Consider the following 25,852-nt stretch of genomic DNA (forward strand, 5'->3'; position numbering starts at 1 on the left):
AAAGGTTTTCTAAGTGATTGGGAAGCCTTTTTTGATTTTTCCGTTTTCAAAATTTAAAAAATTGCTTTGTATTTCTTTTTCCCATAACTTTGCACAAACCTAATCTAATGAGTAAAAAGAATACAAAGTACATCTTTGTGACAGGAGGTGTAACTTCATCTTTGGGAAAAGGAATCGTGTCTGCTTCTCTGGGACTTTTGTTAAAATCACGCGGTTTTAGCGTAACGATCCAAAAACTGGATCCTTATATCAACATAGACCCGGGAACACTGAATCCATATGAACACGGAGAATGCTATGTAACCGAAGATGGTGCAGAAACGGATCTGGATTTAGGTCACTACGAGCGTTATTTGGATGCTCCTACTTCCCAAAACAACAACGTTACTACAGGAAAAATTTACCAAACAGTTATTGAAAAAGAAAGAAAAGGAGACTTCTTGGGAAAAACGGTTCAGGTAATTCCTCATATCACCAACGAGATCAAGCGCAGAATCAAAATGCTTTCCAAGCAGAACTACGATATCATCATTACTGAGATTGGGGGTACTGTAGGAGATATTGAATCTCTTCCATACATTGAAACGGTACGTCAGCTGAAATGGGAGCTTGGTGAAAAAAATTCTATGGTGATCCATCTTACCCTGTTGCCTTACCTCGCTTCAAGCGGTGAATTAAAAACAAAACCTTCACAGCATTCCGTTCGTCAATTGATGGAAAGCGGAATTATGGCGGATGTCCTGGTTTGCAGAACAGAACATAATATTCCAAAAGATCAGAGAGCGAAATTGGCTCAATTCTGTAATGTGTCCTTGGATAATGTCATTGAATGTAAAGATCTTGAAACGATCTATGAAGTTCCAATGTATCTTCAGAAACAAAATTTTGACGATGTTGTTTTAAAAGAACTGGATCTGAAAAATGACAAAGAAGCTGATCTGAAAGATTGGAAAACTTTCCTTAAAAAATTCAAGAACCCTAAAAGAACTGTACAAATAGCCTTGGTAGGAAAATATATTTCTCTGCAGGATTCTTATATTTCTATTGCTGAAGCATTCAAACACGCAGGTGCTAGTCTTGAAACTGAAGTGAAAGTAAGATGGGTATACAGTGGAGATATTACCGCTGAAAATATTAAAGAGACTTTAAATGACGTGGACGGAATCCTTATTGCTCCAGGTTTTGGCGATAGAGGAATCGAAGGAAAAGTGCTTACAGCTCAATATGCAAGAGAAAATAAAATTCCTATGTTAGGAATCTGTCTGGGAATGCAGATCATGACAATTGAATTTGCAAGAAATGTTCTTGGCCACACCAAGTCGAATTCAATGGAATTTGACACCTCTACACCGGATCCTGTAATTTCTATCATGGAAGAGCAGAAAAATATTGTAGACAAAGGAGGTACAATGCGCCTTGGAGCTTGGAAATGTTCACTCAAAAATGGCTCCAGACTATATGACATCTACGGAACTAAAAATATTACAGAAAGACACCGTCACCGTTATGAATTTAACAGTGATTATCTTCAGGAATTTGAAAAGAACGGGTTCCTTGCGACAGGTACCAATCCGGAAACAGGTTTGGTAGAGGCTCTTGAGCTTCCTGACCATCCATTCTATGTAGGAGTGCAGTACCATCCTGAATACAAAAGTACAGTAGCAACGCCGCATCCTCTGTTCAGAGCTTTTATTAAGGCTTGCGAAAAGAAATAAGGTAATTATTTACAATAAACGTCTTAAAATAAACTCAGGCTGATTATTCTCAGCTTGAGTTTATTATATAGTAACATGGTAATGCATAGAGTTTTGATAAAAAAACAGTATTTTTGTCAGCTCAAAAAAGCAGCATATTGTGATGCTTGATTAAATTTTAAATTTTAATATAAAAATAAAATGCAAGAAAACAAAGGAATCGATAAAAGTCAAATGATCAGTTTTGCGGTTTTATGTTTGGTTCTTTTCGGATTCATGTTCTATTTCCAGAACAATCAGTCGAAAGAAGAGCAGATAAAAGCTCAGGAACAGAAAGTAGAGCAGGTGAAAAATGCTGTAAAACAGACTCAGGCAAGCAATATCAATCCAAATGTAACTCCCGGTGCTATCCAGACGGCCAGTTTGAACAATAAAGAACTGAACGTGGAATTCTCGAGCTTGGGAGGACAGGTTTCTAAAGTACAACTTTCGGAATATAAAGCATATGATCATAAAACGGATAAGGCGGATCTTCCTCTTTATCTGATCGACAAAAAAAATTCAAACTACGGTTTTCAGTTTAAAGATAAAACAGGAAAAGTAATCAATACCAAAGACTTGGTTTTTACACCTGCTGTTAATGGAAATACTGTAACGATGACGGCTAACTACAACAGTGCTGTTATTCAGTTTGTTTATACCTTGCTTCCTAAATATACCCTTGATTTTAAAGTAAGAACGAAAGGACTTGCTGCTATTACCGCTGATAACAAAGCAGATTTTATCTGGGACTACAGTGTAAGAAACTTAGAAAAGGGTAGAGCACAGGAACAGTCACATTCGGAATTCTCATATGCTTTCAATAATTATAAAGATTATGATTATGATGGGAGAACAACAATGGAAGAGGAAAAAGAAACTCTTAACTGGATTGGTGTAAAGCAACAGTTCTTTTCTTCTGTAATCGAAGCTAAAAGCGGTTTCACACAAAGCAAAGGAAATCAGGAAGCTATTGAAGAAGGTGAATATCTGAAGAAACTTAATTTTGAAGGATTTGTACAGATGACAGGAAGCGAGCTTAACCAGGACTTTACCTGGTATTTTATGCCGCTTGATTTACCCCTGTTAAAATCATATGATAAAAACTTTGACGAAATTTTACCATTAGGATGGTCTTTTATAGGATGGATGAACCGTGGGTTCTTTATGCCTATGTATAATATCATTGCAGATTGGGGGCTTACAGCGGGCTGGGTAATCTTCTTAATGACAATTATTGTGAAGCTGATCTTATCACCAATTATGTACAAACAGCATAAGTTAAGTGCAATGATGAAGGTGATCCGTCCTGAAATCGATGAGGTAAATGCCAAGCTGAAAGATGCAGACCCAATGAAAAAGCAACAGGCTACCATGGAAATCTACCGAAAGGCGGGTGTGAATCAGATGGCAGGATGTCTTCCGGCATTGGTACAGATTCCTATTTTCTATGCCTTATTCCGTTTCTTCCCGAACTTTATTGATTTGAGAGGTGAGGGGTTCTGGTTTGCAAAAGACTTAACGGCTTATGATGATCTGATCAAACTTCCATTTAAAATTCCTTTCCTGGGAGATCATCTAAGTGTTTTTGCTTTGGCTTGTACTATTGTGATCTTGATTTATACTGTGATGACTTCTGGAAATATGCAGCAGCCTCAGCAGGAAGGAATGCCGAACATGAAAGTGCTAATGTATATTTTCCCAATCACATTCCTGTTCTTTCTGAATACTTCAGCATCAGGTCTTTCCTGGTATTATTTCGTATCCAATGCGATTAATATTTTGATTATCCTTGTTATTAAATATTGGATCTTGGATGAGAAGAAGATTCATGCACAGATTCAGGCCAATAAAGAGAAGCCAAAAGCTGAAGGTAAGTTCCAGAAAAAAATGAGAGAGATGATGGAGAAAGCTCAGGAACAGCAAAAAGTGCAGGAGCAGCAGAAAAAAAAGAAATAAAGATTTAAGAGTCTGTTATGAAATAAAAGAGAAGCATAATTTGCTTCTCTTTTATTTTAATCATACTTCAGTCTGAATGACTGTCTGTGGTGTTTGGTTGGTCCATATTTTATTAAAGCCTGTTGGTGAGCTTTCGTGGCATATCCGAAGTTGGTATTCCAGTTGTATTCCGGATATTCTTCATGGAGTTCAATCATCAATCGATCTCTGTAGTTTTTGGCCAGAATAGAAGCAGCTGCAATTGACAGAACTTTTGCATCTCCTTGTATGATGCATTGATGAGGAATGTAATTATAAGGATGGAATTTATTTCCATCTACTAAAATCAGTTCCGGAATTATTGTTAATTGGTCTAATGCACGATGCATCGCATGAATGCTTGCATTAAGAATATTATGTTCATCAATAAATGAAGGGGGAAGTTCTGCAATAGCATAATTTTTCACATTATCTTTTATATAACTATCCAGTTCCATCCTTGTTTTAAATGTTAACTTCTTGGAATCATTAACCAAATTTGGCTTAAAACTATCATCCAAAATAACAGCTGCTGCAACTACCGGCCCGCTGAGGCACCCTCTTCCTACTTCATCACATCCAGCTTCGATGTAATGATCTGTCCATTTTTGTAATAAATCCATAAGTTTTATACTCTCTCACATGATGGTACAAATTTAGTAAAATACATTTTAAATGATTGTCTATTTTTAAATATTAAATGATCTGTTGTTATTAGAGGAATGGTAACATCCAAATTCAGCATTGTATTATATAATATGATAAAATCAATATATATTTTTTGTTAGAATATCTGAAACAAATTTTTTAATATTTTATCATTTGCAGGGACGTTTTTCTGACTGTAGTAGTGATTAATTCTATATTAAAAGAAAAAAAAATTATATGCATTGCATTATATTTTTTTTCTTTTAATCTTTATTTATCATTTAAATGTGATTAATTCCTTTGATAATCAGTTTGTTATTGTATTGTGTTGTTAATGTTTTATATAGAAATTATCAATTAAAAATGATTTATATTTTCCTGAAAAAAGATATCGCTTATGTGGTTTGTCTTTGTTAATTATTTTATTTTTAACTTAATTTGATGATTTTTATGATGGTATTTTTAAAAATAAATGAATATTTGATATTTTTTTAAGATTTTGTTTTGTATTTTTAAGAAAGTTTTACAAATTTGTACAGGATACAAAATTAAAATTTGATATGAAGAAACTAACAGCAAGTCTACTTGTTTTAGTATTGTCGTCTTCCATTGCTGTAGTTCATGCACAGCAGAAGAATGATACTGTAAAAACAAAAGAAATTGAGGGAGTAGTAGTAACTGCACTCGGGATTAAAAGAGAAAAAAAGGCTTTAGGTTACTCTACTACCGAAGTTAAAGGTGACCAAATTTCTGCAGTACCAGTGGCAAACGTTTCGGACGCTTTAGCTGGTCAGGTTGCGGGTCTTAACATTACGCAGTCCGGTACTATGGGTGGTTCTACCAATATGGTAATTAGAGGTATTAAATCTCTAACATCAAGTAATCAGGTGTTAGTAGTGGTAGATGGTACACCAATTAATAATGAGACCTATAATCAAGCAGGCCTTCAGTCTGGTGGTGGTGCTTATGATTATTCTAATGGTATGGCAGATATCAACCCTAATGATATTGAAAGTGTGAATGTCTTGAAAGGAGCAGCAGCAAGTGCGTTGTATGGTTCGAGAGGGATGAATGGGGTATTGATGATTACCACTAAAAAAGGTAAAAGAAGTAAAAAAATCGGTATAGAATTTAACAGTTCATTGACATTAGGAACTGTTGATAGAACTACATTACCTCGTTATCAGCATGAGTATGGAGGAGGTTATACCGGAAGCTCTTTCTACAGTGGTGATATAAATGGAGACGGTGTTGTAGATAATAATATTGTTTACACTTATGATGATGCTTCTTTTGGTACTGCTTTTAACCCTAATATGATGGTCTATAATTGGGATTCTCAATATCCGCAATTACCAGGATATCTTAAGCCAACTGCTTGGGTAGCCGGAAAAGATCCTAATTCTGTTTGGGGACCATCTGCGACTTATCAAAATTCGGTAGCTTTTTCTGGAGGTAATGAAAATGGTAAATTTAGATTAGCATATACCAATTTTAATCAAGATGGAGGGTTACCCAACAGTTCAATCAAAAGAAATACCTTAGATTTTTCTGCAGATTATGATTTGACAGATAAATTAAACGTGTTTGGAAGCATAACATTTACTAATACACGAGGTAAAGGTAGAGCATATACAGGATACGAATCTCGAAACCCAATGCAAGGTTTTAGACAATGGTGGAATATGTCTGTTGATATGGAAAAACAAAGACAAGCATATGCATTAACTGGACAAAACATCACCTGGAATATTAAAGACTATGAAAAACAGGAAGTAGGTTATACTGATAATTTTTATTTTAACAGAAATGAAAACTATCAGACTGATAGCAGGAATCGATACTTTGGTAATTTTGGCTTAAACTATAAAATTACTGATTGGTTAAGCTTTATGGGTAGATATGCGGTTGATATGTATGACGAATTGCAGGAAGAAAGAGTTGCTATAGGATCATCAGATCAAGGTAGATTATCTAATGGAGGTAAAGGAGAATATTACTTTAGAACCCAGAGGGTGTATGAGATGAATTATGATGCCATTTTTAATGTTAATAAAGATTTCGGAGATGACTTCAACTTAAATGGTAACTTCGGGTACAACTTCAGAAGAAATGGTCGAGTGGGTAATAGTGCAGTAACTAATGGTGGATTAAAGGTACCAAAGCTTTACTCTATTACCAATACCGCAGAGCCCTTAACAGAAGCGAATCTTACTAATTTTGATATTAAAAAAAATGTAGATGGTACTTTTGCTCAGGCAAGCTTAGGATATAAGAAAATGCTATATATAGATGGATCCGTTAGAACAGACCGTTCTTCTTCTTTCCCAGTAGACAATATGAGGTATTGGTATTATTCTGGAGCAACAAGTTTTATTTTTTCTGAATTGATGGATAAAAGTGTAGTTAACTTTGGGAAGGTTAGATTTAATTATGCGAAAGTGGGTAATGATACAGGAGCTTATCAGTTAATAAATACATATGTACTTAATCCAGCATTTAATGGATCTTTTAATGCAACATCTCCTCAAGTAACCAATAATCCTAATCTGAGACCAGAGTTCATGAATGAACTAGAGGCTGGTTTAGAAATGGCTTTCTTTAAAAATAGATTAAGCTTTGATGTGTCGGTTTACAAACAGACAACGAAAGATCTCATTACACCAACTGACTTCTCTCCAACGTCTGGATTTGTTTCAGGTTGGGTAAATTCAGGAGATATTGAGAATAAAGGTATAGAAGCAAGATTAACCGTTGTTCCTGTTAAAACAAGGAATTTCTCTTGGGAGTTAACAGCGAACTGGTCTAAAAATAAATCAAAAGTTACTAGGATTAACGGTGATACCCCATTTTTGGAATTTGCATCTATGTGGAATGTTACTACTGGAGCATTGTTAGGAGAATCTACAGGTACAATCAGAGGGTCTAATTATGTGTATCATGAAAATGGTGAAAAAATCGTTGGAGCTAACGGAAAATACCTAATAAGTGATAATCCTCAGGAAGTGATTGGTGATGCAATTCCGGATTGGAGAGGGAGTATCATGAATACGTTAAGATATAAAAACCTAAGTTTAAGTTTCTTAATTGATATTAAACAAGGTGGTGATGTTTATTCTCAAGATATGGCATTTGGCTTAGCAACAGGTCTTTACACAGAAACAGCAGGTCTCAACGAGCTAGGGAATCCTGTGAGAAATTCAGTAGCAAGCGGAGGCGGTGTTATCTTGCCTGGTGTGAAAGCTGATGGTAGTCCTAACGATATTAGAACTCAGATGTCTAACTATACCAATGCGTATGGCTATTATGGAGGTCCCGAAGCAATGCATGTATATGATGGGTCGTTTGTTAAATTAAGAAACGTGACATTATCATATAAATTTCCTAAAGAAACATTGGGAATATCATTTATTGATAGTATGACACTTTCTATAATAGGTAGAAACTTGTGGATTATTCATAAAAATCTACCTTATTCAGATCCTGAGGCTAGCTTAGGAGCTGGGAATGCAATTGGTTTCCAAAATGGAGCACACCCAACTTATAGAGAATTTGGCGCTAGTTTAAAAGTTGAATTTTAATAACAATTAAATTTAAAAAATGAAAAAAATAATAATAGGGTCTTTGTTAGCATTTTCTATAATGTCTTGTTCAAATGAAGATTATGCCGCTTTAAATGTTGATCCAAAAAATCCAACAGAAGTGCCTGCTAGCTTTTTGTTTACAAACGGAGTGAAAAGTTTGTTTGATCAAATGGGAAGCACCAGTGTAAATAGAAATATTTTTAGACTGGTTGCACAACAATGGACGGAGTGTCAATATACAGAAGAAACAAACTATGATATCAGAAATAGAGGTATTCCTGATACTCATGTAACCATTATGTACACCAATGTTCTTTATGATTTGAAAAAAGCTAAAGAATCTTTATTAACTGATGAGTCTTTATTGCCAGCTGAGAAAAAAAATCAAGAGGCGATGATTACACTAGTTGAGGTTTATGCTTGGCAACAGTTGGTAGACCTGTTTGGTAATATGCCTTATAGTGAAGCGTTACAAGGAAATGCCAATACAACGCCAAAATATGATGATGCTCTTACCATTTACAAAGATTTGCTAAGCAAGGTAACCGTCGCTTACAATAGTTTTGATGCAACATCTCAAGGTTTTGAAAATGATTTCATTTATAACAATGATATTTCAAAATGGAAAAAATTAGCAGCTTCACTAAAATTCAAATTAGCCATGAGATTAGCTGATGCTGATCCTGCCTTATCAAAATTAGAAGCAGAATCTGCATATACTTGGGGATTAATGGCTTCTAATGCTGATAATTTCACATTAAATTATGAAGACAATACAACAAATGCGAATCCGTTGTATGCTGATTTAGTTTTAAGTGGACGTCAAGATTTTGTACCAGCTGATACATTTGTCAATTATCTTAATGGTTTAAATGACCCTCGTAGAACAGTATTCTTTGATGATAATAAAAACCCTTATATAGGAGGAGTTTATGGAGATTTCAATACGTATACAGATTTCACCCATATTGGTGATGTTTTCTTTACGAGAAATTTGAAGGGTGACTTAATGGATTATTCCGAAATATCTTTCCTTTTAGCAGATGCCAAGGAAAGAGGATATAATGTAGGTTCTACTGCAGCAATTCATTATACAAATGCAGTTACTGCAAGTATGGAATATTGGGGAATACCTGCAGCAGATATTGCAACATATCTTGCAAGACCTGATGTGAACTATGCAACTGCTCCCGGTACTTGGAAACAGAAAGTGGCAAAACAATTCTGGATTGCAATGTACAACCGTGGTTTTGAAGCTTGGTCAGTATGGAGAATGTATGATGCTCCAGTACTAGGATTACCTGTAGCAACAGGAACTCCTGTGCCTAATAGATTTACATATCCAGTGACAGAGAATAACCTTAATGGAGCTAATCTAGCTCAAGCAGCTAGTGCCATAGGAGGAGATACTCAGCAAACAAAATTATTCTGGGATAAATTTTAATCCCTTAGTATATTTAACATTCATATCAAAAACCGCCTTCGGGCGGTTTTTTTATTTCCGTATATTTGTATCTCAAAAATTTGATACAAAGCAGGCTATTCCATGTGGCCCTTAAAAAAGTAATACATACACATGAATATTAAAGATACTATAGAAAAGAAACTTGCAGAGGTTATTTTAAACGTATATCAGTTAAAAGACATCCATCTGGAAGTTCAGGAAAATAAGACGGAATTTGAAGGCGATTTTACCATTGTTACATTTCCATTGGTAAAACAGCTTAAGAAAAATCCGGAAAGAATTGGCGTTGAGCTGGGAGAGGCTTTAACTGAGCAGTCTGACCTGTTCGAAAGTTTTAATGTCGTAAAAGGTTTCCTTAACGTTAAGGTGCAAAACCAGTTGTTTGTAGATAATTTCAGGACTGTAAGCAGTGATTTTGATACGGTCGAAAAGAAAAATTCTACAGTAATGGTGGAATATTCTTCTCCGAATACAAACAAGCCACTTCACCTGGGGCACGTAAGAAACAACCTGTTAGGGTTTTCTGTGGCACAGATCTTAAAAGAAGCAGGATATGATGTGATTAAATCACAAATCATTAATGACAGAGGGATTCATATCTGCAAATCGATGCTGGCCTGGGAGAAATTCGGACATGGAGAAACTCCCGAAACAACTCATACAAAAGGAGATAAATTTGTTGGAAACTACTACGTGGAATTCGATAAGAATTATAAAAAAGAAATTGCTGAACTTGTAGGACAGGGAATAGAAGAAGAGCAGGCTAAAAAAGATGCTCCGCTGATCAAAGATGCTCAAAAAATGCTTGTAGATTGGGAAAATGGAGATCAGCAGGTAAGAGATCTTTGGAACGAAATGAATTCCTGGGTTTATAAGGGGTTCAATGAGACATATCAAAGACTGGGAGTAGATTTTGACCAGGTTCAATATGAAAGCAATACCTATATTTTAGGAAAGGATCTTATCCAGGAAGGATTGAACAAAGGCATTCTCTATCAGAAAGAAGATGGCTCCGTATGGTGCGATCTTACCGATGAAGGCCTTGACCAGAAACTTCTGCTTCGTTCAGACGGAACTTCGGTTTATATGACTCAGGATTTGGGAACAGCTGTTCAGCGTTTCAAGGAGAATAATATCCAAAAGCTGATTTATACGGTAGGAAACGAGCAGGATTATCATTTCCAGGTTTTATTTAAGATCATGAAAAAGCTAGGATATTCCTGGGCAGATCAATTGTTCCATCTTTCTTACGGAATGGTAGAGCTTCCTGAAGGAAAAATGAAATCCCGTGAAGGAACCGTGGTAGATGCAGATGATCTGATGCAGGAAATGTATGGGACAGCAAAATCCATCACTACAGAATTAGGAAAACTGGAAGGGCTTTCTGAAGAGGAAAAAGAAGCTTCTTATGAAATAATAGGATTAGCTGCTTTGAAGTATTTTATGCTAAAGGTAGATCCAAAGAAAAAAATGATGTTTAATCCTGCTGAAAGTGTAGAATTTTCAGGAAATACAGGTCCGTTCATTCTTTATACCTATGCACGTATTCAATCGTTGCTGTCAAAGGCTGGTGTAGATTACAAGGAAATTTCCGATGTAACCTTAAATCAATATGAGAAAGAACTGATTATGTTATTGACGAACTATAAAACTGTAGTTGCGAAATCAGCAGAAGCATTAAGCCCTGCTTTAGTAGCGAATTATGTTTATGAACTGGTTAAAGCTTATAATTCATTCTATCAGAGTAATATCATTCTGAAACTGGAAGATAAAAATTTAAAACAATTCCGTTTAAATCTATCTGATCTTACAGCTAAAACGATCAAAAAATCATTAGCATTGCTCGGTATAGGTACTGTAGACAGAATGTAAAAAAAAATAAGGTCTCCTGAAATTTTTGGGAGGCTTTTTTTGTGATGTAAGATGGTATAGTGATAAAAAACTATTAGTACAATTGGATCTTGTATTTTGGGGATTGTATCAATTCCTATCACACATCCCGAAGCTCTTCACGCTCTCTCAACTTATTTTCCCTTTTACTGTCTTTATAAAGCTTCGCGGCACTCCATTTTGCATGCTTGGAGAGAACAACTTTATAACCTTTTTTGTAGTTATATACTTTTGTAAACACTGCCCCAAAAAATATAAGCATACAGGAATAATTAATCCACATCATAATCAAAATAACAGTTCCTGCTGTTCCGAAGGTAGAAGTAGGTTTAAAATTACCAAAATACAGACTCAATAAAAATTTACCCAGTGTAAACAGAATAGTAGTGAGCAATGCCCCTTTCCATACAGGTTTCCAGCTGATTTTTATATCGGGAAGCACTTTGAACATTAACGCAAATAAGAGCATCACCAATCCAAAACCAATTGCAAAATTCACAAATTCTACAAGCATATAGGTTTCAAGGCCAAAATAACTGGTAATCCAGTTGTTAAACAGACTGATCATTGATGATAAAATCATGGTGATCATCAGTAAAAAACCTAAAATAAGAATCATTCCTAACGAATTGGCTCTGTCTAGCAGAAACTTAACCAAAGCCTTTTTAGGAGCTGCTTCCACATCCCAAAGCGTATTTAAAGTATGCTGCAGCTGGAAAAACAAAGTGGTGGAACCAAAAACTAAAGATCCTATCCCTACAATTTTCATGAAAATATTCTGCTTGTCAATGAGTGCTCCCGCAATCATTCCTTCAATGCTTTTAGCAACATCTTTTCCCATCAATCCACTGATCTGGTCACTGATCTCGCCACGGATAGCTTCTTCACCGAAAAAATTTCCTGCAATCCATATAATAATAATCAATAATCCTGGGATAGAGAATATCGCATAATAGGCAAGACTTGCCGAATCTTTTGATGCGGAAGAATTGTTCCATTCAGCGAAGGTATCTTTCAGTACCTCCCAAAAAAAATTAATTGTATTGATCATAGTTAGAAAGGATATCCGATGGCTATATTTAAAATTAAATTATCTTTTCTCCATTGTGAATCTCCGAAGTTAATCCGGTTAAATGCCCATCGGTCTCCTTTTTCATAATAAGGAACACGCAATGGCATAGCAAGATCCAGTCTTAAAATTAAGATAGAAAAATCAAGTCTTAGGCCAACTCCGGCTCCAACGGCAATTTCGTTTAAAAATTCTTTGGAAAATTTACCTCCAGGTCTGTGCTGATCATCATTAATCAACCAGACATTTCCTGCGTCAACAAAAGCAGCAACATTCAGAAATTTATAAATATTAGCACGGTATTCAGCGTTTAATTCCAATTTAATATCTCCCGACTGATCTAATAAAGTACCTTTTTCAATCGTTCGAGGATCAAAACTTCCAGGTCCTAAAGTTCTTGCACGGAAAGCTCGGATACTGTTGCTTCCTCCTGCGAAAAACTGTTTGGAGAAAGGAATGAATTCCGAATTTCCATATGGATAGGCTATTCCTCCGATAAATCTGCTGGCGAATGAACTCTTTTCGGTGAACTTATGATAGAACCTGAAATCATGTTCCATTTTTGCATATTGGCTGAATGGAACTCCGAAGATTTTCTTTTCTTTATCTTTTTTTACATTGGCCCCCGTTACCAAACCGGTAATGTTTCCTGCCAGATCCAATGTTCCTTTATAATAAATAGTGGTAGGCTTAGACAACATGGTATTGGTATACGTATACGAATAAGTTGGCCCGAAAATAAGTTGTTTCGCAACGACTCTTTGTGCAGCAGGAGTGGTTGCTTGCGCGCGAAATTCGTCGGTTACCTTTGCAGGAGAAACCAGGGTAATGTCAATCACCTTCAGATCATGTTCTTTTCTTGCATTCTCTTTCCAGACGTACCCAAATGAAGCCGTAAAATTATTAAGGGTATAAAATTGGGTGCGGTTTTGAAATTCATAGCCTAAAGTAATATTTGTTCTTGGAACAAAAGCACTTGAAGAATTGAACCGGAAAGGCGCTACAATTCTCGGAATCGAAAGCTGAACATTCGTTCCTGCACGGAATAGATTCTGTGCATTTTCCTGTCCTCCCATCTGGAAATCGAAAGCTCCGTAAACAGCTGCCTTAAACTGTTCGGCTCCTCTGAAAAAATTTCGGTGGGTCCAGTTTAAATTTAATTCACTACCTGCATAATTGGCGGAATTGGTTCTTCCCAAAGCTTCCAGCCTGAGGGACTGAATTTGTCTCGGTGTCAGTAAATAATAAGCATCAAACTGATGTTTTAAGGAATCCGAAACAATAAATTCATTTTTTACAAACTTAAAAACTCCCAGACTGATCAGGCGGTTAAGCGTAAGATTATGATTGGAACGGTTATAAAGATCTCCTTTCTTAAAATACAGAGCTCTGTCGAAAATCTTAGGTTTGAATTTATGCTGAGGATCGATTACATAAATATCATTGTACGCATACTTAGAAAGTGAATCCGTATTCATCGGAACACTGTATTTACCTCTTTTTACATCCTGTATATTATAATTAGGGAATACAATGACTTTGTCAATATTGAACTGCTCCTTGGCCAGATCTGGGGTATTTTCCTTTAATTTTACGTTAAGCTCAACCTTGTGATTTTTACTTACCGTACTGTCTGCCTGAACAATAATATTATCAGGATTGAAATAATAAAACCCTCTTTCTTTTAAACCATTGTCGATGCGTTCTCTTTCATCTTTGATCACATCAAGGTCAAAAGGTTTTCCGGGTTTAAGTAAAGTTTTACCCGTTAAACCTTGAATTTCTCTATTGACAAGGGTAGAATCCTGCTGGAATTTAACATTACTGATGAAGTATCTTGAACCCGGTTTTAAAGTATAGGTTACTTTTGCCTTTTTATTTTTGGAAACTGTATCATAGGTAGCTCTGGCATTGAAATAGCCTTTATTCTCAGAATAGTTTTCAATGATCTTTCTGTTGAATTCACGATCTACATCTCCTAACAGAACAGGTTTTTCACCTGCCTTATATTTCAGCCAGTAATTGAATCCTTTATCTTTTTTAGGCTCTTTGGCAATATTATAAAAATATAACCTTGGACGGAGCCCTAAAATTGTGGAATTAGGTTTGGGAACCAGATTTTCCTCCAATGCAGACTGAAGCTCATTCTTCTCCTTTTTGGAAATGGTATCATTCTCTATTTTCACTTCCCCTCCTACGTAAAGCATCTGACCTTCCTTCAGGAATTTCGTATTGCTGCATGAGAAAGCAACAGCGGCAAATCCTGAAACAAATAGATATTTCCAATATGTATTAAATCTGATTTTCATTATTTAAATTCTACCACCTGGTTATTTTTGTTTTCTTTTTTACGTCTGTCCTGCTTGGATTTTTGGAAAATCTCCCGGAATTTATCATAGTCTAAAGTAATGATAAAACCTAATCCTGTTTCTATAATCTGTCCCTGAAGAGCTACCTGATATTCATCCTTTCGATAAGCACGAAGCATATACCTTCCGTCTTTTGAAAGGCTGTAGTCTACGGTGACATTTCCTGCAATATTTGTTGTGTTTTCATTTTGACGCGCTTCACCTTCCAGGGCAAAATTACTTCCCACAGAAACTTTCAGGCGGTCATTCAGTAATCTTTTACTTACTCCCACATTCAGATCCGTTCTTGTATTCTTTGTTCCGCTTGAATAATCTTCAGAAGAATCAAGACCCAGGTCAATATCAACCCCTTTAATCAGGCCTGAAGCCAGATTGTTTAGCTGTTGGGATAGAATTTTACTCACACTCTGTCTGGCCAACATCTCAGCCGACATTCCTGCACCGGATTCAAACGGATTTTCTCCAATGAAGCGGTTCAGAAGCAGAAGAGCAAAAACCTGCTTGTTCATTTCCGATTCCTGTGTTCTGAGCTGAGTAAGCTTTTGGTCTACAATATCAGTTACCGTTGAGGAAACGGAGTTGTTTTTCTCATCTGTAGTAATATCAAAAGTGATTTGCGGTTTCAGAAGCTCACCTTTCATTTTTAACAAAGTATTGAAAGGTATTCTCTGCTTAAACTGATTCATTACAGATGCATCTTCACCGCTTACCTGCTGCTCAACGAGATCTATAGGCGGAGCTTCCGTTTTATAGACTGCGGTAATATCCATCATGGCTGCAGTAGGCTCTCCGGTCCATGTAATTGTACTTCCTTTCTGGATATCAAACTTACGTTTCAGAAGACTTACAGAAAGCTCATAAGATCCTTTTTTCACTTCATACACACCCACAAGAGTTGTTTTTCCGGAAGGGTCTATTCCTCCGGTCAGTTCAGCTTCTCCCTGTAGTTTTATAAAATCTCCGTTGGCCTTATCAATAACAATCGACATTTTAGCTTCCTTACTAACTTCAATATTCACACTTACATCCATTCCTTTGAAACGGCTTTGTGCTTTCAGGGAATCGGCTTTGATGGTTTTATTTAAAACTACCTGATCCTGGTCAATAAATTCTACAATTCCATCTCTTTCCTGCAGAGAAGGGCTGGACTGCGGAAGGACAAAAGTGAAATCTGTATCATCAGAAACCGACAGTCTGCCGTCAACTTTTGGAAGATCTAAATTTCCTCTGATATGAAGTCCCGCATCAATCGCGAGAATCCCATACATCATCGCATCATTGGATTTTTCTGAATTGACCACCTTGAAGTCTTTTGCATTCACATCAAGATTGAATGCAAAATCCCTATAGGTCTGGGTAAGAACCTGCCCGTTGATTACAAGAGAATTTCCATCCTTATCATTTATCCTAAACTTATTAAGCTCGATTCCTCGGTTTGTAAAATCAATTTCGTCATTAATTTTTCTGAAATCACTGCCTGTTTTTGTAATTTCCAGTCCGGCTTCATTGAATTTTATCCTACCTAAGATATTTGGTTTGTCCATATTCCCGGTGATTTTTAAATTCCCTGAAAGATAGCCTTCCGTATTTTTTATCGCATTCATGGAAAAGCCCTGAACACTCTTCATCTGGAGCTGGTTGATAGCCATATTCAGATCAAATGTACTGGAAGAAGTATTGTAATCTCCAAGGATTTTTACATCATTATTATTGCCGGAAAGAGCAACATCAGCATTTAAAATATTCGGTGAAGTGTTGTTCACTTTTACCGCCAGGTTTCCAACAGGACTTCCGTACACAATCAGGTCGGAAATATTCAGATCAGAAGTAAAGGTCATGTTTTTCGTAACATCCCGAAGTTGTGCCGTTCCGTTGATCGTTCCCCTCGCCAGCACCGTATCTTTTTTGATCAGTTCTGTGATGGTTTCTATTTTAAAATCTTTCAATGCAACATTCAATGGACTGGTTGGACTGTCGGTTTCAGATTGAAGTGAGATCTGACTTCCTGCATTTGACAAAACAAAATTATCTGCTAAAATTCCTTTGCTGCTGATCTGAATCTTATTGTTTTCAGCAACATTCCAATCCGAATAATTTAATTTTAGACCATTTGGGTTTAAAGAAATTTCTGTGATGTCATTCAAAGATTTTGCATTTCCTGCAATAAGGAACTGCGTAGCGTCTTTGTCGTCTTTTGTGGTAATATTATAATTGATGATATTATTGGCAACATCCCCGTTGACTGCGATTTTTTTCAGGGTGAAGCTGGAGCTTTTTAAAGCACCTGCGTTAAGGCTGTACTGTAGCGCCTGATTTTCATTGGTTACTTTTAAAGCTATGTTTTCCAAAGAATTTTCACCATACAACAGTTGCGGGATCTGCCCGTCTATTTCTATTTTTTGAGAATCAGCATCATAATTTCCGGCTAAATTGATGGTTTCAAAACTTTTCAGATCTGGAACAAATTTTCTGATCAGATCATCATTTTTGATTTTCGCATTGAATGTGAAAAACTGCCCCGGATCAATTTTCTGACCTTTAGCTGGTTTCTGGAACTGATAATACTGATTGATGGTCTGTGTTAAAGCACCAAAGATCTGTGTCAGTTTATATTTTCCCTTTAAAGAAACATCAGCGATTTGAGAATTGAAAATAATCTGCGTGGAATCCTGTGTAGAAGATGCTTTCAGATTGACTTCCTGTACAGGATAAACCTCCTTTGTATCTGAGAATGCAAAGTCTTTCAGGTTAAGATACCCATTCAGAGCATCCGGATTGAGGCCTGAAAAATCACCGTCAATTTTTCCGGCAATGATCATCGGCTTTTCATAGAATCCAAGCTTATTTACATCAAGCTTAATCACTTCACCATTGATCTTTACCGTAGAATTTTTTTCATTGTAAACTCCGGAAGCAATTAAATTCAGATTGGCATTCGGATCTTTCGAGTTTAATATAATATTGTAGACGCCACGGTTTATTTTACCCGTTAAATCCATATTCTGGTAACGGTATTCTTTGTAGACAGCAGATGCTACATGCCCTTTAAGATCAGCTTTGGCATTCTTAAAATCAAAGCTTTCACCTTTTGCTGAAATTTGTGCAGTAACAGGACCAATATCCTTATTTTTAATGATCTTTCCTACCTGGACAGCCTGAAGATTGGCTTTTACATCATACAGTTCCCGGTTTTTTCTACTCATGTCTACATCTGCAACAATTGCTGCATTTCCAAGGGTAGAGTAGAGGTTCAGGTCTGCCTTAACTACTTTGGTCGTTCCTTTTGCATTTCCTTTGATACTGAAATGAGAGGGCAGGGAGATGTTGGAAGGAATTGTATTTTTCGGAACCAGATTGTACACTGTTTTAGCTTCTGCTGAAAATTCTCCGATTCTAAGATCATAATACAGGTTTTCGGGCTTCATCGCATTCCTGATTCTTCCTGATGCAGCAACTCTCAACTGATCCAGTCCTGAGACTTTAAGATCTTTGATTAGAAGGTCATTCACCATTCCCTGAACGTTGGCATTGACATTCAGTATAGCGTTCGGATATTTGTTGAACGGAACTGTATTTCGTAAAGTCGGAACAATGTTTAAAATATCAGTGAAACCTATTTTAGAATCTTTAATGTTGGCTGAAATTTTTACAGCACCCGGATTTGAAGTAAGCTGGTCAAAAGAATCATAATTTAAAATCACCTCATCACGGATCAGCGTTTTAGGGGTTTGCAGATAAAGATCTTTCAGGTAAGCCTGTTTTTCTGCATACACAAAATCTGTATTGAATTTCTGGATATTCAAGCCTCTTCCTTCCTGAATTTCTGCTGAATTCACTATGCCTGCAAAAGTATTATTCTCCATTTTGAATTGTCTTACCTCCACGTTCATTTTAGAAAAATTCATGTGGTTGAAATCCATTCCCTGTTGGGTAGGAGCAATCGCAGTATTGTTATAAATGGCTTTTACATCATTCAAGACAAGCTTCCCAAGAAGAAGCTTCATAGCTTTCTCTTTGTCTGAAACTTTGGAAATCTCAGGTTCTTTCTGATCTTTCGGATTGGCATCCTGTGCAGGAAGATACAGATTGGCATTAATATCTGCACCGGAAAGAAAAACATTGGAAATATTGTAGGAATTATTCTCAAGATCAAGTTTATTGATCTTCGTACTTAATTCTTTAAGCAGAACTTTAGCAAAAGTTTTGGTGTTATCATCACCGTAATCAATATTGAAATTGGTAAGCTTGATTCTTCTCAGGCCAATGCTTATCGGCTTTTTATCATTAAGTGAATCTACCTTTTTTTCTACTTTTTTAGAAACTTCTTCAACAAGATCCTGCTTTAATTTTAACCTTAGTCCGTCAAGATTGATATCGTTAACGGCATAGGTGTTTTTATTAAGGTCAAAAGTTTTAACCCTTGTATCAAATGATTTGAAATAGAGCTGAATGTCATTCCTGGACTGCTGATCATTGAATGTCACTCCAATGTCTTTTAAATTAATCTTATCCAGGGAAATAATAAACGGTTTGGAAGGGCTTTCTTCTTTATCACTGGTCGCAAAAGCATTGATAATATAATCGAAATTGAATGTCCCGTTTGGCTTACGAATTACATTGGCGCGGGCTCCTTCAAGATCTACGGAAGTAATATCAGCAGTGGAATTGATAAGCTTCAGCATATTTAAGCCCACATCCAGCTTTTTTACGGCAAGAAGTGTATCAACATCCTGTCCTTTAAGGTAAAGGTTTTCCATAATAAGGCTGTTCGGAAATCCTATATGAACCCTTTCCAGGCTTACTTTGGTCTTGATTTTTTTCTCAAGATATACAACCAGCTTATCTTTGATGAAGTTTTGAACGGCAGGAAGCCTTAAGCTAAATATAAGAAGGGTAAGAAAAACCAATATTGAAATACAGGTTATTGCAATACGCTTTAAGAGCTTTCTTTTGTTAATTTTCAGTTTCAAATACGATTAGGTTTCTAACAAAGATATAAATACTATTTTATTAGTTCTTTGTTGTGGTATCCTATTAGCAATACAAAAATCCTGCCTTGGCTGTCCTATTATGGAATTTAGTTTAGTAGTTGTCAAGTGAATAGTTGATAAAGACAGCCAAGGTTTGGATTTTTTTGTTAAAAAAGCCCCCTTTATATCATTTTAAACGTTGAAAAGGTTAGCAAAATGAAATTCAAATGTTGGATAGGTTTCAAAGGGGGCAAGGAATATATGGAGATAATAAATTTTGTTAAGTTATGTGAGCTAAGTTTTAAAGGACTGGAAGCTGGAAGAGGGAGGCTGAAAGTTATATTGGACATTCATTTTTAACAGTGCTCTTAAACGAGCTTTTAAAAAAAATAATAAAATGGTTCTGTAAGTCTTCTTTTAGACTTCAATGACTTCCCTCTTCCAGCTTCAAACTTTCATACTAAATTAATTGTTCCCGTTTTCCCATTTCACTTCTTCACCCTGTGGCGCGGCACCGCCCTGAGCCGGAGTGATGGGAGAAGTTTCCTGGTTGATGTGATAAATATAGGCTGCAATTTTTTCAGCATCCCGTCCGCTGATGGTTCCTTCTTTTATAAAAGGCCGCATCGTAGGATTATTGGGTGAACCGTTTTCAAGCATCCAGAAAACATTTTTGAACAGACTTTTCTCTTTGATATTGATCCAGTGTGTATCCGTAAGATTCGGGCCAATACCTCCTTTTCCGCCGTCACCGTGACAGGTGGCACAGTTGGTTTTGAAAAGTTCCTGACCTTCTGTGATATTATCTGCGCTGTATTTTGCGGTTTCCAGATCAATCTGGGGTGCAGTTTTTTCATATTCTGCTATAGATGCCAGCATTGTCGTAGTTTCTTTGTTTAATTCTGCCTCAGGATGAGCGTATTCTGTAAAGGCAAAGGCAGTCATATATACAACACAGAATATACATCCGAACCAGAACAGGCCTATCCACCATTTTGGCAGAGAATTGTCAAGTTCTGTGATCCCGTCAAAACCATGATCAATAAGAATATCTTTTTCTTCGGTAGCAGATTGTTTTTTAAACGCTGAATTCCAAAGCTTCTGATAGTAAGGAATACTTTTTTCTGCTAAATATTCTTTCTTTTCCTCTTTTGACAGTCTGCTGAAGCTTTCATTTTCCACCAAGTCTCCAATCGAATTCATGATCAGAAGAAGAATCACAGCGATCACAATAAGCGCCCAGAAAAATGGCGAGGAAAAATAACCTGAATCTCCGGCGAACATTTCAAACGCCATGATCGTTAAGCCTATCGTTGTTGCGATATATATTGAAATTGGGGTTCTCTTTTTCATTGCAGTACAATTTTAAGGTTACTCAGCACTTGCGGTCTGGATCTGTGTTGTTTTAATATCGGTTCCTAATCTTTGTAAATAGGCAATCATCGCTACAATTTCTCTTTGCTCAAGCGGTATATAAGATGCCCCTTTTGCTGCTTTTTCTTTTTCCATCTGATCTTTCAAATCATTAGCCTCAGAATAGATTCTCTGTACAATGGCTTTGGATTGGTTATCAGCCCATTTATTAGCTGAATCTATTTCCGCTTTTGAATAAGGGACATCGAAAGCATTTTTCATTAGTTTCATCTTATCCACCATTTGTGTACGGTCCAGTTTATTCGTGATCAGCCATGGAAAACGCGGCATAATGGAACCAGCAGACGTAATTCTCGGGTTGTACATATGTTTGAAGTGCCATGAATCCGGGTTTCTGCCACCTTCTCTGTGAAGATCCGGTCCTGTTCTTTTAGATCCCCATAAGAATGGTCTGTCATAAATAAACTCTCCGGCTTTGGAATACTGTCCGTTTTTACCTTCAAACCTTACGATCTCGTCACGGAAAGGTCGGATCATCTGAGAGTGGCAGGAGTTACATCCTTCACGGACGTACAGATCTCTTCCTTCCAGTTCAAGCGGTGTATATGGTTTTACGGCGGTAATCGTCGGAACGCTTTGTTTTAGTGATAATGTTGGAACGATTTCGATTAATCCACCAATGGCTACAGTGATGAAAGCCAGAATAGAAAGTAGTTTTGGAGTTCTTTCCAGCCAAAGGTGTACACCTTCGCCTTCTTTTCTTGCACTTCCGATATTTGCCAATGCAGGAGCTTCTGCAGGAACTTCTTTCTGGAATGAGCCTGATCTTACGGTTTTGATCACATTGATCACCATTAAAATAGCTCCTGAAAGATAAAAGATGCCTCCTAAGAATCTCATTTTAAAGTAAGGAATAATTGCTGTTACCGTATCCAGCCAGTTTTTATACATTAAAGTACCATCCGGATTGAACTGTTTCCACATTAATCCCTGTGTGAATCCTGAAATATACATCGGTACTGCATAGAAGATAATTCCCAATGTACCCAGCCAGAAATGCCAGTGAGCTAATTTTTTTGACCATAATTGTGTTCTCCACATGATCGGAATCAGGTAATAAATAATTCCGAATGCCATAAAACCATTCCATCCAAGTGCGCCAATATGTACGTGCCCAATTACCCAGTCAGTATAATGCCCGATTTTATTTAAAGATTTTGTAGCTAATAATGGGCCTTCGAAAGTGGCCATCCCATAACAGGTAATTGCTACCACAAAGAATTTAAGGATTGGATTCTCCCTTACTTTATCCCAGGCACCTCTTAAAGTAAGAAGGCCGTTCAGCATTCCTCCCCACGATGGGGCAATAAGCATAATAGAGAATCCCGTACCTACGGCCTGAGCCCATGCCGGAAGCGCCGTATACTGAAGGTGGTGAGGGCCTGCCCAGAGGTATACGAAAATCAGCGACCAAAAGTGAATAATGGATAATTTATAGGAGAATACAGGACGCTGTGCCGCTTTCGGCATGAAATAGTACATCAGACCTAATACCGGAGTGGTCAGTACGAATGCTACGGCATTGTGACCGTACCACCACTGTACAAGTGCATCTTTTACACCGGCATATACGGAATAGGATTTCCAGCTTGTGAATGATAAGGGAACTTCAAGATTATTAAAGATATGCAGCATGGCTACGGCTATCCATGTGGCAATATAAAACCAGATGGCTACATACAGGTGTCTTACCCTTCTTTTCGCAATGGTTCCGAACATATTGATTCCGAAGATAACCCATGAGAAAGTGATCAAAATATCGATTGGCCACTCGTGTTCTGCATATTCTTTGGATGTATTGATACCCATTAAGAAAGTGATCACTACGGCAACAATCATCAGCTGCCAGCTCCAGAAATGGATCCATGAAAGCGTGTCGCTGTACATTCTTGTTTTTAAAAGTCTCTGCATGCTGTAATAAGCACCGCAGAAGAAGGAATTACACACAAAAGCAAAAATAACGGCACTGGTATGAAGCATTCTGATCCTTCCGAATCCCATAGCTCCCTGCGTGTTGATCAGTCCCTGGATGTTTCCACTTCTTAAACTCTGGATAGTAGTATCGTCCGTCCCGAATAAAAACTCTGGTAATTCAGGGTAAAAAAGCATCAGCGCGGCTGTAAGTCCCAGCAGGAAGCCGACCAGCCCGAATACGATAGTAGCATACAAGAATGCTCTGACAATATTATTGTCATAATTGAATTTTTGCGTCTCCATAATTCCAATAGTGTTGTACCGAAGCGATATTTATCCTCTGAAATCAGATAGTTTTTGATCTGGATTTATATGAAAAAATAAATATCATGTAATGTGTTAATGTTTTGCCAAAGGTATTTATTAACTTTGTGTAAGTCTAGTAGATATCCTTCTAAACTATACTGAAAACTACTAAAACAAAAGCGATGAAAATATGTGGTCAAAATATCAGGAAAATCCGTAGAAGCAAAGACTTTACGCAGGAGTATATGGCTTTTGAAATGGGCATTTCCCAAAAGGCCTATTCCGACATTGAAAACTCTAAAGTGAAGATCAATCTGGAAATCCTGACAAAAATTTCAGATATTTTAGAAATCAAACCATCTGATATCTGCAGTATTTCACATAAATGCGGTACAGATGGGAATGAGGATAGGTACCAGTCGCTTTTAGAGTATATGAAAAAGAATAATATTTCAATTCCGGATGAATATTTGTAAAGTAATACTCCATTTTATTTTTTAATTCTTTAAAACTGAATCTATTGAGTATTCTGTAAGCTTCATACAGCCGAATTTCTCTAAAGTTTTATATATTTAGGGCATAATTGATTTTATGAGCAGCGAACAGAAAACGGAGTCCAATGATGGGGCTCTAGTCAGAGGATTAACCAACAGACATATTCAATTAATTGCCCTCGGAGGTGCCATAGGAACGGGACTGTTTCTGGGGATCGGTCCGGCTGCAGTTTTAGCGGGCCCGTCCGTTATTCTGGGATATGCATTAGCAGGAATTATTGCATTCTTTATTATGCGTCAGCTTGGTGAAATGGTGGTTCAGGAACCTGTTTCGGGAAGTTTCAGTCATTTTGCCTATAAATATTGGGGGAATTTTCCGGGTTTTGCTTCCGGCTGGAATTATTGGATCCTTTATATTCTCGTGAGTATGGCTGAACTGACAGCAATCGGGCATTACATTCACTTTTGGTGGCCCGAAATTCCACTCTGGGTTTCCAGTTTATTCTTTTTTATCATGATTACGGCCTTAAATCTGGCGTCTGTAAAAGTATATGGAGAAACGGAATTCTGGTTTTCCATCATTAAGGTGGTAGCGATCATCGGGATGATTGTTTTCGGTATTTATTTATTGTTGAGTGGTACCGGAGGCGATAAAGCGAGCATTTCAAATCTGTGGAATGACGGTGGATTTTTTCCCAAAGGTTTCTTTAATAAAGGGGAAGGCGGGTTTTCAGGACTGTTTGCAGCTATGGCAATGATCATGTTTTCTTTTGGTGGGCTGGAACTCATTGGGATTACGGCTGCCGAAGCTAAAAATCCGGAAAAGACAATTCCTAAAGCAACCAATCAAGTTATTTACAGGATTTTAATTTTCTACGTGGGTGCTTTGGTTATTTTATTTGCTTTGAGCCCGTGGAGAGAGATTACCGAAGGAACAAGCCCTTTTGTCATGGTTTTCCAGAATTTAAATGGGTTTGAATTCAATATATTCGGAAAGGTGATCCAGTTTAATGTTTTAATTGCCAATATCCTTAATCTGATTGTTTTAACCGCGGCTTTATCGGTGTACAACAGCAGTGTTTACAGCAACAGCAGAATGCTTTTCGGATTGGCGCAGCAGGGAAATGCCCCTAGATTTTTAAAGAAACTAAACAAAAACAGTGTGCCTACCAATGCGATTCTGATCTCATCCTGCTTTGCCGGGATCTGTATTATCATTAATAAGCTGGTTCCTGAAAAAGCATTTGAATATTTAATGGCTCTGGTAGTTTCTACGTTAATTATCAATTGGCTGATGATCTGCTATACTCATCTGAAATTCAGAAAAGAGAAGGATGCTGCTGGTGTGAAGACTTTATTTCCTTCCATATTTTATCCTATATCGAATTACATCTGTATCCTTTTTTTAGCCGCTATTTTGGTGTTGATGAGTATTACAGGAATGGAAATTCAGGTTATTTTAATTCCGGTCTGGCTGATTTTTCTGTTTCTGATGTTTAAACTTTATAAACCTAAAACCAAATAATTAATAAAAAGGACGGATTGTGATCTGTCCTTTTTCTGTATCTTGTTATAAATGAAATGCTTTACATGAAGAAGTTTTGTGAGAAAGTAAATCATTAATGATTTAAAAACAAAAACCACCCTTAAAAAGGATGGTTTGTAGACCCACAGGGATTCGAACCCCGACTGACGGTACCAAAAACCGGAGTGCTACCGTTACACTATAGGTCTGTTTTATTTTTGGTGGTGCAAATCTACAATTTTTTTCTTTATGGACAAATAACTGTTTAGAAAAATTCAATGAATTAAGTCTTATTTTTTATCTGATCAATTGATTTTGAGATGAGCTTAAAGAATAATAAAGCCTGGAAACTGAAAAAAACAAAAAACCACCCTTAAAAGGATGGTTTGTAGACCCACAGGGATTCGAACCCCGACTGACGGTACCAAAAACCGGAGTGCTACCGTTACACTATAGGTCTGTTTTTATTTTGGT

General features: G+C 36.9%; 13 protein-coding genes and 2 tRNA genes. 7 read left to right on the forward strand and 8 right to left on the reverse strand.

The features are described 5' to 3' along the window. Positions 1-107 precede the first annotated feature (107 nt). Both DRF60_RS12495 and yidC read left to right on the forward strand, forming a co-directional pair. Positions 108-1,715: a CTP synthase gene (locus tag DRF60_RS12495; RefSeq protein WP_116012373.1), complete on the forward strand. Its 1,608-nt coding sequence runs from the start codon at positions 108-110 to the stop codon at positions 1,713-1,715. A 180-nt stretch (positions 1,716-1,895) separates the two neighbouring features. After that, positions 1,896-3,692, forward strand: coding sequence for a membrane protein insertase YidC (gene yidC / locus DRF60_RS12500; RefSeq protein ID WP_116012374.1), 1,797 nt, complete (start codon positions 1,896-1,898; stop codon positions 3,690-3,692). 56 nt (positions 3,693-3,748) lie between these two features. On the opposite strand, the gene DRF60_RS12505 is transcribed toward yidC, so the two are convergent. Continuing rightward, the gene (locus tag DRF60_RS12505; protein WP_116012375.1) at positions 3,749-4,333 is read right to left on the reverse strand and encodes a ribonuclease HII; all 585 of its coding nucleotides are present in this window, start codon (positions 4,331-4,333) and stop codon (positions 3,749-3,751) included. 585 nt (positions 4,334-4,918) lie between these two features. Here DRF60_RS12505 and DRF60_RS12510 point away from each other — a divergent pair. The 3 genes from DRF60_RS12510 to argS all read left to right on the forward strand — a co-directional run bounded on the left by DRF60_RS12510 (position 4,919) and on the right by argS (position 11,279). Further along, positions 4,919-7,939 carry a SusC/RagA family TonB-linked outer membrane protein gene (locus tag DRF60_RS12510; RefSeq protein ID WP_116012376.1) on the forward strand — a complete coding sequence of 1,007 codons (3,021 nt, stop codon included), beginning with the start codon at positions 4,919-4,921 and terminating at the stop codon, positions 7,937-7,939. A gap of 19 nt (positions 7,940-7,958) precedes the next feature. Then, positions 7,959-9,386, forward strand: a complete 1,428-nt coding sequence (locus DRF60_RS12515) for a SusD/RagB family nutrient-binding outer membrane lipoprotein (protein ID WP_116012377.1) — start codon at positions 7,959-7,961, stop codon at positions 9,384-9,386. A gap of 132 nt (positions 9,387-9,518) precedes the next feature. Continuing rightward, a complete protein-coding gene (gene argS, locus DRF60_RS12520; protein WP_116012378.1) occupies positions 9,519-11,279 on the forward strand; it encodes an arginine--tRNA ligase in 1,761 nt (586 codons plus the stop codon). A 118-nt stretch (positions 11,280-11,397) separates the two neighbouring features. Here argS and DRF60_RS12525 read toward each other — a convergent pair whose 3' ends face one another. From DRF60_RS12525 to ccoN, 5 genes are all read right to left on the reverse strand, one after another. Beyond that, positions 11,398-12,348 (reverse strand): YihY/virulence factor BrkB family protein, encoded by a 951-nt coding sequence (locus tag DRF60_RS12525; RefSeq protein ID WP_116012379.1) that lies wholly within the window; start codon positions 12,346-12,348, stop codon positions 11,398-11,400. A 2-nt stretch (positions 12,349-12,350) separates the two neighbouring features. Beyond that, positions 12,351-14,675 carry a translocation and assembly module lipoprotein TamL gene (tamL, locus tag DRF60_RS12530; protein WP_116012380.1) on the reverse strand — a complete coding sequence of 775 codons (2,325 nt, stop codon included), beginning with the start codon at positions 14,673-14,675 and terminating at the stop codon, positions 12,351-12,353. Further along, positions 14,675-19,705 (reverse strand): translocation/assembly module TamB domain-containing protein, encoded by a 5,031-nt coding sequence (locus tag DRF60_RS12535; protein ID WP_116012381.1) that lies wholly within the window; start codon positions 19,703-19,705, stop codon positions 14,675-14,677. Before DRF60_RS12535 ends, tamL begins: the two co-directional genes overlap by 1 nt. 465 nt (positions 19,706-20,170) lie before the next feature. After that, positions 20,171-21,058, reverse strand: coding sequence for a cbb3-type cytochrome c oxidase N-terminal domain-containing protein (locus DRF60_RS12540; protein WP_116012382.1), 888 nt, complete (start codon positions 21,056-21,058; stop codon positions 20,171-20,173). An 18-nt stretch (positions 21,059-21,076) separates the two neighbouring features. Then, a complete protein-coding gene (ccoN, locus tag DRF60_RS12545; RefSeq protein ID WP_116012383.1) occupies positions 21,077-23,356 on the reverse strand; it encodes a cytochrome-c oxidase, cbb3-type subunit I in 2,280 nt (759 codons plus the stop codon). Between the two features lie 185 nt (positions 23,357-23,541). Between ccoN and DRF60_RS12550 the strand changes: the two genes are divergently transcribed. Together DRF60_RS12550 and DRF60_RS12555 are read left to right on the forward strand one after the other, a co-directional pair. Further along, complete coding sequence (locus DRF60_RS12550; RefSeq protein ID WP_116012384.1) at positions 23,542-23,835, forward strand: helix-turn-helix domain-containing protein; 294 nt, start codon at positions 23,542-23,544, stop codon at positions 23,833-23,835. A 115-nt stretch (positions 23,836-23,950) separates the two neighbouring features. Beyond that, on the forward strand, positions 23,951-25,378 hold the full coding sequence (locus DRF60_RS12555; RefSeq protein ID WP_116012385.1) for an amino acid permease: 1,428 nt from the start codon (positions 23,951-23,953) through the stop codon (positions 25,376-25,378). Positions 25,379-25,516: 138 nt separating this feature from the next. Here the strand turns inward: DRF60_RS12555 and DRF60_RS12560 are convergent. Together DRF60_RS12560 and DRF60_RS12565 are read right to left on the reverse strand one after the other, a co-directional pair. Further along, positions 25,517-25,587, reverse strand: a tRNA-Gln gene (locus DRF60_RS12560). A gap of 180 nt (positions 25,588-25,767) precedes the next feature. Next, positions 25,768-25,838, reverse strand: a tRNA-Gln gene (locus tag DRF60_RS12565). Between the last annotated feature and the right edge of the window lie 14 nt (positions 25,839-25,852).

The sequence above is a fragment of the Chryseobacterium elymi genome (assembly GCF_003385495.1).
Lineage (GTDB): Bacteria > Bacteroidota > Bacteroidia > Flavobacteriales > Weeksellaceae > Chryseobacterium > Chryseobacterium elymi.